Source organism: Parvibaculum sp., assembly GCF_049672805.1.
Classification (GTDB): domain Bacteria; phylum Pseudomonadota; class Alphaproteobacteria; order Parvibaculales; family Parvibaculaceae; genus Parvibaculum.
On record NZ_JBATWS010000375.1, the window covers coordinates 1 to 9,324 of the forward strand.

General features: G+C 61.6%; 11 protein-coding genes. 6 read left to right on the top strand and 5 right to left on the bottom strand.

The features are described from left to right. The 5 genes from WBF74_RS11635 to mutM form a co-directional block, all read right to left on the bottom strand. Positions 1–371, bottom strand: a 371-nt coding sequence (locus tag WBF74_RS11635) for a rhodanese-like domain-containing protein (protein ID WP_424439887.1), incomplete at its 3' end; no start/stop codon positions are given. Between the two features lie 550 nt (positions 372–921). Beyond that, complete coding sequence (rpsT, locus tag WBF74_RS11640; protein ID WP_424439890.1) at positions 922–1,185, bottom strand: 30S ribosomal protein S20; 264 nt, start codon at positions 1,183–1,185, stop codon at positions 922–924. A gap of 200 nt (positions 1,186–1,385) precedes the next feature. Continuing rightward, positions 1,386–2,162, bottom strand: a complete 777-nt coding sequence (locus tag WBF74_RS11645) for an enoyl-CoA hydratase (RefSeq protein WP_424439893.1) — start codon at positions 2,160–2,162, stop codon at positions 1,386–1,388. Between the two features lie 39 nt (positions 2,163–2,201). Beyond that, the gene (locus WBF74_RS11650; protein WP_424439896.1) at positions 2,202–2,594 is read right to left on the bottom strand and encodes a hypothetical protein; all 393 of its coding nucleotides are present in this window, start codon (positions 2,592–2,594) and stop codon (positions 2,202–2,204) included. A gap of 48 nt (positions 2,595–2,642) precedes the next feature. Beyond that, a complete protein-coding gene (gene mutM / locus WBF74_RS11655) occupies positions 2,643–3,530 on the bottom strand; it encodes a bifunctional DNA-formamidopyrimidine glycosylase/DNA-(apurinic or apyrimidinic site) lyase (protein ID WP_424439899.1) in 888 nt (295 codons plus the stop codon). 69 nt (positions 3,531–3,599) lie between these two features. Between mutM and ubiE the strand changes: the two genes are divergently transcribed. The 6 genes from ubiE to cysK all read left to right on the top strand — a co-directional run. After that, on the top strand, positions 3,600–4,388 hold the full coding sequence (gene ubiE, locus WBF74_RS11660; RefSeq protein ID WP_424439917.1) for a bifunctional demethylmenaquinone methyltransferase/2-methoxy-6-polyprenyl-1,4-benzoquinol methylase UbiE: 789 nt from the start codon (positions 3,600–3,602) through the stop codon (positions 4,386–4,388). A 1-nt stretch (position 4,389) separates the two neighbouring features. Continuing rightward, positions 4,390–5,994 carry a 2-polyprenylphenol 6-hydroxylase gene (ubiB, locus tag WBF74_RS11665; protein ID WP_424439902.1) on the top strand — a complete coding sequence of 535 codons (1,605 nt, stop codon included), beginning with the start codon at positions 4,390–4,392 and terminating at the stop codon, positions 5,992–5,994. A gap of 143 nt (positions 5,995–6,137) precedes the next feature. Next, a complete protein-coding gene (gene coaBC, locus WBF74_RS11670; protein WP_424439905.1) occupies positions 6,138–7,382 on the top strand; it encodes a bifunctional phosphopantothenoylcysteine decarboxylase/phosphopantothenate--cysteine ligase CoaBC in 1,245 nt (414 codons plus the stop codon). After that, a complete protein-coding gene (dut, locus tag WBF74_RS11675) occupies positions 7,379–7,843 on the top strand; it encodes a dUTP diphosphatase (RefSeq protein ID WP_424439908.1) in 465 nt (154 codons plus the stop codon). The genes coaBC and dut overlap by 4 nt, the downstream gene beginning before the upstream one ends. Positions 7,844–7,850: 7 nt before the next feature. Continuing rightward, the gene (locus tag WBF74_RS11680; protein ID WP_424439911.1) at positions 7,851–8,300 is read left to right on the top strand and encodes an RrF2 family transcriptional regulator; all 450 of its coding nucleotides are present in this window, start codon (positions 7,851–7,853) and stop codon (positions 8,298–8,300) included. A gap of 81 nt (positions 8,301–8,381) precedes the next feature. Further along, positions 8,382–9,324 (top strand): cysteine synthase A (gene cysK, locus WBF74_RS11685; protein WP_424439914.1); only part of this gene is annotated, 943 nt, incomplete at its 3' end.

Below are 9,324 nucleotides of genomic sequence, written 5' to 3' on the forward strand. Positions count from 1 at the left end.
GCTGTAAATCCCACCTCCGTCATCGCGATCGCCGCCGCCCGGCTCCGCACACCGGACCGGCAGAGGAACAGAACAGGTGCATTCTTACGCGCTGCACCCAGGGTGGAGGATAAGTCGGCTGTGAAACCGGCATTCACGGCCATGGTCGGATATTGCTGCCATTCGAGCAGCACCGGCTCCTTGGCCGCACCCGAAAGGTCCGGCACGCCGACAAAGGACCACTCCGCGCGGGTGCGCACATCGACCAGCACCGCATCGGGATTTTCACTGAGAACGCGCCAGGCTTCTGCCGGAGTGACGTCGCCCGCATAATTCTCCGGGGGCGCGCCCTCGGTTTGGGGAACGACGCCACCTTTCATCTTTTCCGACATAACACCCCGCCGCTTTCTTACCGCTCACCCACTACCCCGCCGGTCCAGGCCTCCTGCCATCGCTGCCCGCCGATAGCACATGACAGATCGTCCACGCGCGGGCAATGATAATTACCCCGTCCATACGCCTGATAATCTGTCTGGATACTTGGTTTAGTCCCGGCCGAAGCGAGCGAATACAGTATTCGTTAAATTTTTACTCTAAAGGTGCAGTATTCGCTGGCCCCGTTGAGAGTGTTAAACATACCGGCTACCCCCCGCCGAGGCAAGCGGAAGAATCGACCGCAGCGGAAAAATTTCATCCCTGTGACGTGCTTCGCGCACCGCAAGATGATGTGGTTCATGCAACGCACATACACATCGAAACGCGCAAGTACATGCCTGCGTAGCGCTTTTATTTTTTGCGCAGAAATGCTCCGTACAGAATCTAACTGCAGCGCATCAAAAATATTTCGTCACGCACACAAAGCAAAAGCCCGCGAGAGAATCGCGGGCTTCAACTTGTCTCGAACCGGTACGTCGTCAAAGGGCGACGACGAAAGAGTGCCTGTCAGCCAAGCGCTTTCACGCGCTGGGAGAAACGCGACACCTTGCGCGAGGCTGTGTTCTTGTGGATCACGCCCTTCTGCGCGGCACGCATGATTTCCGGCTGAGCAGCACGGAACGCAGCTTCCGCCGCCGCCTTGTCGCCGCTTGCGATTGCTTCTTCAACCTTGCGGCAGAAGGTGCGCATGCGGCTGCGGCGGTCGCGGTTCACTTCCGTGCGCGCGGCAATCTTGCGGATCGCCTTCTTTGCGGATTTCGTATTCGCCATCGAACTTCGGGCCCTGTGTCAGCAGCACATCCACTCTTTGGATAATACTGCGAAATCTTGCTGTCAAAAGAAAGGCGGCTCGCACGTCAAGCGCAAGCCGACCCCTTGAAAGCCGGGTTTATACGCGTGAGACCCCGCCTCGTCAACCGGCGAGACCACGGGAAAGAGAGTCCTGAAAAGCCTCTTTTCCGGTGCTTTTCTCAGCGGTTGCGGAATTGCGGCTTCCGCTTCTCGATAAAGGCCGCCATGCCTTCGCTCTGGTCTTCCGTGGCAAACATGGAGTGGAAGAGCCTGCGCTCGAAGCGAACCCCCTCGGAAAGCGTGGTTTCGTAGGAGCGGTTGACGCTTTCCTTGGTCATCATGGCGATGGGAAGCGACATTTCAGCGATGGTTTCCGCCGTTTTCAGCGCATCTTCGAGAAGGGAGTCGAGCGGCACCACGCGGCTCACAAGCCCCGAGCGCTCGGCTTCCGCCGCATCCATCATGCGGCCCGTGAGGCACATTTCCATCGCCTTCGACTTGCCGACGAAACGGGTGAGGCGCTGGCTGCCACCGGCCCCCGGCATGACGCCGAGCTTGATTTCAGGCTGGCCGAACTTCGCATTGTCCGCCGCGATGATGAAATCGCACATCATGGCAAGCTCGCAGCCGCCGCCCAGCGCATAGCCTGCAACCGCCGCGATCACCGGCTTGCGGCAGCGCGTGACGCGCTCCCAGTTCGCCGTGATGAAGTCTTCCTTATAGACATCCATATAGGATTTCGGCTGCATTTCCTTGATGTCCGCGCCAGCGGCAAAGGCTTTCTGCGAGCCGGTAATGATCACACAATGAACGGCATCATCGGCTTCGCAGTCATCAAGCGCCGCCGTCAGATCATCCATCAGGGCCTTGTTGAGCGCGTTGAGCGCATCCGGGCGGTTCAGCGTGATGACGCAGACCGCACCCTTCTTTTCGACCAGAATGTTCTGGTAGGCCATGACTGTCTCCTCGTGTCTTTGTTCGTTTCTTCGTGACTATCAGTGAGGGGCGATCGAGAAACGCACCTCTGTCCGGCTGTCGGACAGCGGCACAATCTGGATTTCGAGCTGTTCGCCCTCGCGGCGGAAGAGCAAAAGCTCGCCGATGAGTTCATATTCCTCGGCGCGCGTCCAGCCCAGTTGCGGCAATGTTTCCGCATAGAACGCGCGAACGCTGGCGGGCGCAACGTCACCTTCTGCAACGCTGCGCACGATCCGGCCTGCGGGCTTGTCGAAAATGACGCCGCCATCCCCTGTTTCGGCAAGGCCGGCCATCAGCGGCATGTCCTCGACCAGAGCGAGATAGCCGGGCTCCGCGAATGTCGGCGCGGCAAATGCGAGAAGCCCCGCGACGAAAAGCGCCGCTGCCTTTGCGCGAACCGGAAATGTCATGGCCGTGCCCCCTTAGCCGTTATGGCAATGCCGCCGCACCCTTCATGCCTAGCGCTGACAGGCCGGACAATAGAAGGTGGAGCGCGCGGATTGCACGATGCGCCTCACGGTACCGCCACAGCCGGGTTTTGAACAGGCTTGCCCCTCGCGGTCATAAACGGCGAAGGAATGCTGGAAATAGCCCAGCTCGCCATCCGTATGGGCGTAATCCCGCAAGGTGGACCCGCCCGCCGCAATGGCATCCTCCAGCACCGCGCGAATGGCGGCTGCAAGCCGCGCGGCCCGCACCGGCCCGGCAACGCTCGCCGCGCTTCGCTTCGGCGAGAGGCCCGAACGGAACAGCGCCTCACACACATAGATATTGCCCAGCCCCGCCACGTTGCGCTGGTCGAGCAGGGCGGCCTTGATGGGTGTCTTCCGCCCGCGCAGCCGCTCGGAGAGAAGGGCTGCGGAAAACTCGTTCCCCAGAGGCTCCGGCCCCATCGCCAGAAAATGCCTGCACGTCTCAAGCTCTGCCTCAGACACGAGATCCATGAAGCCGAAGCGGCGGTGATCGGCATAGACGATGCGCGTGCCGTCCTCCATGTCGAACACGACATGGTCATGCCGCTCGCTGCCCGGCATGTCGTGGTGGAAGAGGCCGGGTGCAAACCGGCCGTCCGGGGCATGAATGGTGAAGCGCCCGGACATGCCCAGATGCATGACGAGGACTTCGCCGTCCGCCCCTTTCGCGGCCTCCGGTTCCAGATGGACGAGGATATATTTCGCGCGGCGCCCCAAATGCCGGATCCGGCGGCCCGTCAGGCGCTCGGCGAAACGCTCGGGCAGGGGAAAGCGCAGATCGGGCCGCCTTTGTGTCACATGCCGGATCACACGGCCCTCCATCGCAGGCGCGAGGCCGCGACGGACGGTTTCAACTTCGGGCAGTTCGGGCATGGAAAGGAAGTCCTCAGAAATTCGGCATGGAAAGTAGCGCCCTTGGCGGCACCGCGCTATGGTCCGCCCATGAATGCACAGGCAAAGAATGAGCGCCCGGAGACATCCGGCAAGGAAACCCATTTCGGCTTTCGCACGGTGGCGGAAGAAGAAAAGGTCGGCCTTGTCCATGAGGTGTTCGAGAAGGTCGCTGAACGCTATGACCTGATGAATGATCTCATGTCAGGCGGGCTTCATCGCGCCTGGAAGCAGGTCATGATCGACTGGCTGAACCCGCCGCGCGGCGAGCGGCCTTTCCACCTGATCGATGTGGCAGGCGGCACGGGCGACATCGCCTTCCGTTTTCTCGACCGCGCCGGCCCCAATGCGCAGGTGACGGTCTGCGACATCAACCGGCACATGCTGGGTGTGGGTCGCGGCCGCGCCGAGGCAAAGGCCTATGAAGGGCGTGTAGAGTTTGCCTGCGGCAATGCGGAAGTGCTGCCTTTTCCCGACCGTTCCTTCGATGCCTATACGATCGCCTTCGGCATTCGCAATGTCACCCATATCGACCGCGCGCTGAAGGAAGCCTACCGCGTGCTGAAGCCGGGCGGCCGCTTCCTCTGCCTCGAGTTCTCGCAGGTTTCGGTGCCGGGCATGGACCGCATCTATGACGCCTATTCCTTTGCCGCCATTCCCCGCATGGGCGAATGGGTGACAGGCGATGGCGCGCCCTATCAATATCTCGTCGAGAGTATCCGCCGTTTCCCCGATCAGGAGACATTCAAGCGCATGATCGTGGATGCAGGCTTTGGCCGCGTCAGCTATCGCAACCTCACGGGCGGGGTCGCCGCGCTTCATTCCGGCTGGCGCCTCTGAGATGCTGAGAGCCATCCGATCCACGATCCGGCTTGCGCGCGCGGCCCGTGTGCTGGGGCGGCATGATGCGCTGTTTCCGCTGGAACTGCGTGCCGAACTGCCGCCGCTGCTGCTGGCGCTGATGCCGCTTGCAAAAATCCGCCTGCCCTGGGAGGCAGCACCCGAAGCATCAGGCGCTGTTGCGGGCGAAAGGCTTGCCATGGCGCTTGCCGCGCTCGGACCTGCCTATATCAAGCTCGGACAGTTTCTTGTCACGCGGCCCGACATTATCGGCGCGAAGCTCGCCAGCGAGCTTGCCTTTCTGCAGGATGATCTGCCGCCCTTCGGTCTGGAAGAGGCACGCGCAATCATCGAGGAAGAGCTTGGCGGGCCGGTCGAAGAGTTCTTCCATTCGCTGAGCGAGCCGATTGCGGCGGCCTCCATAGCGCAGGTTCACCGCGCGCGGACCCGCGCCCGGACCGCCGAGGAAGAAGAGCGCGATGTGGCTGTGAAGGTTCTGCGCCCCGGCATCGAGCAGCGGTTTGCGCGCGACCTTGAGAGCTTTTTCTTTGCGGCGGAACAGATAGAACGGCGCTATTCGCCTGCGCGACGGCTGCGCCCTGTCGAGAGCGTCGAGACACTGGCCGAGAGCGTGAAGCTCGAGATGGATCTCCGCCTCGAAGCCGCTGCCATGTCGGAGATGGCGGAGAATATTGCCGCCGACAAGGGTTTCCGCGTGCCGCGCATCGACTGGGAGCGCACCTCTCGCCGCGTGATAACGATGGAATGGATCGACGGCATTCCTGCCGCCGACCGCGACGCGCTCATCGCTGCCGGACATGACATGGCGCGGCTTGGCCGCATCGTCATCCAGTCCTTCCTCATGCATGCGATGCGCGACGGGTTGTTTCATGCCGACATGCATCAGGGAAATCTCTTCATTGATGCGGCGGGCAATATCGTCGCGGTGGATTTTGGCATTATGGGGCGGATCGCGCCGCATGAGCGCCGCTTCCTTGCCGAAATCCTCTATGGCCTTATCACGCGCGATTATGTGCGCGTGGCCGAAGTCCATTTCGAGGCGGGCTATGTACCGCGCTCGAAAAACATCCATGCCTTTGCACAAGCAATCCGCGCCGTGGCGGAGCCCGTCTTTGGGCGGCCTGCGCGCGAGGTTTCGATGGGCAAGCTCCTTGCCCAGCTTTTTCAGGTGACAGACCAGTTCGACATGCGGACGCGGCCTGAACTCATCCTGCTGCAAAAGACCATGGTGGTGGTGGAAGGCGTCGCCCGCTATTTCGACCCTGATCACAATATCTGGGAAAGCGCGGAGCCGGTGCTGAAGAACTGGATGATGGAAAAAATGGGGCCGGAAGCGCGGATCGAGGAAGCCGCTGCCGGGGCACTCCAGCTTGGCCGCGTGATGGGCCGCCTGCCGGAAGTGCTAGATCAGGCGGAGCGGACCGCGCGCCTCCTTGCCGAAAGCGTCGATGAAGAGGGCATCCGCCTCCACCCGGCCTCCATGGAAGCGATTTCACGGGCCGGAAACCGGGCTTTTTCAGGCCATCCCCTGCTCTGGATGGCGCTCGGAGCCTTGCTCGCCCTGATCCTCACCAGGATTTTCTGATCGGGCGATTTCCCATGCATAAAAAGAATCGCTTTTGATCTACAAATATTGCTCGTGAATATCTATGTTTACGCGTAAATTGCAGCAGAACTCGCCGGGGCGCCTCCCTGCGAGGGCGTCGTGTTGCAGGCGGGAGACCGGTATTGAGCGAGAATATTCTCCAGGGGCGGCGTGTGCTGCTCATTATTGGCGGCGGCATCGCAGCCTATAAATGCCTTGAACTGATCCGCCGCCTGCGCGAGCGCGGGGCCTCGGTGCGCGCCATTCTGACTTCGGCGGCGCAGCAATTCATCACCCCGCTTTCCGTCTCGAGCCTGACGGGCGACAAGGTCTATCTGGACCTCTTCAGCCTCACCGATGAGGCGGAAATGGGCCATATCGAATTGTCGCGCGATGCGGACCTCCTCGTCGTGGCCCCTGCCACCGCCGACCTCATGGCGAAGATGGCGAACGGGCTTGCCAATGATCTTGCGAGCACCGCCCTGCTTGCGACCGACAAGAAAGTGCTGATTGCGCCCGCCATGAATGTGCGCATGTGGACCCATCGCGCCACGCAGCGGAACTTCGAAACGCTGCTTGCGGATGGCGTTGATTTTGTCGGCCCCAATTCGGGCGACATGGCCTGCGGCGAATACGGGCCGGGGCGGATGGCGGAGCCTGCGGAAATTCTCGCTGCCATCGAAAGCCATTTCACCGAGCTTGCCTATCCGGGCGGCGGGCCGCTCAAAGGCAAGCGCATTCTCATCACCGCCGGGCCGACGCATGAGCCGCTCGACCCTGTGCGCTATATTGCCAATCGTTCGTCCGGCAAGCAGGGTTATGCGATTGCGCAGGCCGTGGCGCGGCTTGGCGCCGAGGCGGTGCTTGTCTCCGGCCCGACCAATCTACCCGATCCGCCCGGCGTGCGGGTCAAGCGCGTCGAGACGGCGCGCGAAATGCTCGCGGCCTGTGAAGCGGCGCTTCCCGCCGATGTTGCGATCTGCGCTGCCGCCGTGGCGGACTGGCGCGCGGCGAGTGACGCAGAACAAAAACTCAAGAAGCAGCCGGGGGCAGGTGCCCCGGAAATCGCGCTTGTCGAGAATCCAGACATTCTCGCAACGCTGTCGCAGCTTCAGAACAATCGCCCCTCGCTTGTGGTTGGCTTCGCAGCCGAGACGGAGAAAGTCATCGAGCACGCGCAGTCAAAGCGCGCGCGCAAGCGCTGCGACTGGATCGTTGCAAATGACGTTTCGCCCGCAACAGGCGTGATGGGCGGCGACCTCAACACGGTGCATCTCATCACCGGCGCCGGTCAGGAAAACTGGCCGCTTCTGCCCAAGCAAGCGGTTGCCGAGCGTCTTGCACGGCGGATTGCCGAACATTTCTCCAGCAATGAGAAGAGCGCATGACTGCGAAGATCGACATTCGCGTGCAGCGACTGCCGCATAGCGAAGGCTTGCCGCTGCCGCGCTATGAAACGGACGGCGCTGCCGGCATGGACCTCATCGCCGCGCTGCCGGAAGGCGAGCCTCTCACACTCACTTTCGGTGAACGCGCAATGGTGCCCACCGGCCTCGCCATAGCGCTGCCTCAGGGTTATGAGGCGCAGGTGCGTCCGCGCTCCGGCCTTGCTGCGAAGAATGGCGTCACTGTTCTCAATTCTCCGGGTACGGTCGACTGCGACTATCGCGGCGAAGTGAAAGTGATCCTCATCAATCTCGGGCAGGAAAGTTTCACCATCGAGCGTGGAACGCGGATTGCCCAGATGGTCATTGCGCCTGTCACACAGGCAGAGCTTCACGAAGTGGAAGCGCTTGATGCAACCGCACGGGGCGCAGGCGGCTTCGGCTCGACAGGAATGAAGGGGTAAGCGGCGGATGCTGAGACTTTCCAAGAAAACCTGGCTCGCCCTCGAAGCGGTTGTCGATGTGGCGATCAATGCGCGGCCAGACCCGGTTCAATCGAAAGAAATCACCAAGCGGCAGGGCATTCCCCAGCGCTATCTCGAACAGGTGATGCAGCAGCTCGTCCATGCCGGTATTCTGAAAGGAGTGCGCGGCCCGCGCGGCGGATATACGCTGGCGCGCGAGCGGCGGCGCATTCTGGTTGGCGATGTGGTACGCGTCGTTGGTGCGATGGAAGCATCTGACGAGCCGACAGCCGCAACGCCTTCCGAGCTTGGTGAGCGCGTGATTGCACCGCTCTGGCAGGATGTTCAGGTTGAACTGATGGAGAAGCTCGACGGCATCACCATCGAAGACCTTTGCCGCAAGGCGGAAGAAGCTGGCGTTGGCAACTCGAAACCCGTTGCCGACTTCACTATCTGATATCAGCAGGGCAGAAACGGCCCCCGATGCCGGGGTCAGGCGCCACAGGTGACATGTCACATTCAGGTCCGGGAGGCCATCATGAGCGAAGCGAAAAAACCAGGACGCGGACGCATCTACAACAGCATCACCGAGACGATCGGTGACACGCCGCTGGTGCGCCTCAACCGCATGGCGAAGGATGCGGGCGTCGTTGCCGATATTCTTCTGAAGCTGGAATTCTTCAACCCGCTCTCAAGCGTGAAAGACCGCATCGGCGTGTCGATGATCGAGGCGCTGGAGCGTCAGGGCAAGATCACCGACAACACGGTCATCATCGAGCCGACTTCCGGCAATACCGGCATTGCGCTTGCCTTTGTTTGCGCCGCCAAGGGCTATCGCCTCATTCTCTGCATGCCGGAAAGCATGTCGCTGGAGCGCCGCAAGATGCTCGCTCTTCTCGGTGCGCAGCTTGAGCTCACACCGCGCGAAAAGGGCATGAAGGGTGCCATCGCGCGCGCCGAAGAACTGCTTGCGCAGTATCCGAACTCCGTCATGCCGCAGCAGTTCGACAATCCGGCCAACCCGGAAATTCACCGCAAGACCACGGCGGAAGAAATCTGGAATGACACGGAAGGCAAGGTTGATGTCGTCATTGCCGGCATCGGCACGGCGGGCACCTTCACCGGCGTTGGCCGCACGCTGAAAGAAAAGAAGCCGAGCGTGAAGATGATCGCGGTCGAGCCGGAAGATAGCCCCGTGCTTTCCGGCGGCCAGCCCGGCCCGCATATGATCCAGGGCATCGGCGCGGGCTTTGCGCCGGGCAATCTCGACAAGTCGCTGATCGACGAGATCATCACCATCGGCAATGAAACCGCCTTCGACCATGCGCGCAAGGCGGCGCGGCTTGAAGGTATTCCCTGCGGCATTTCTTCGGGTGCCGCGATTGCCGTGGCGCTGGAAGTGGGTGCGCGGCCCGAGATGAAGGGCAAGACGATTGTTGTCGTCGTTCCTTCTTCCGCCGAACGCTATCTCTCCACCGCAC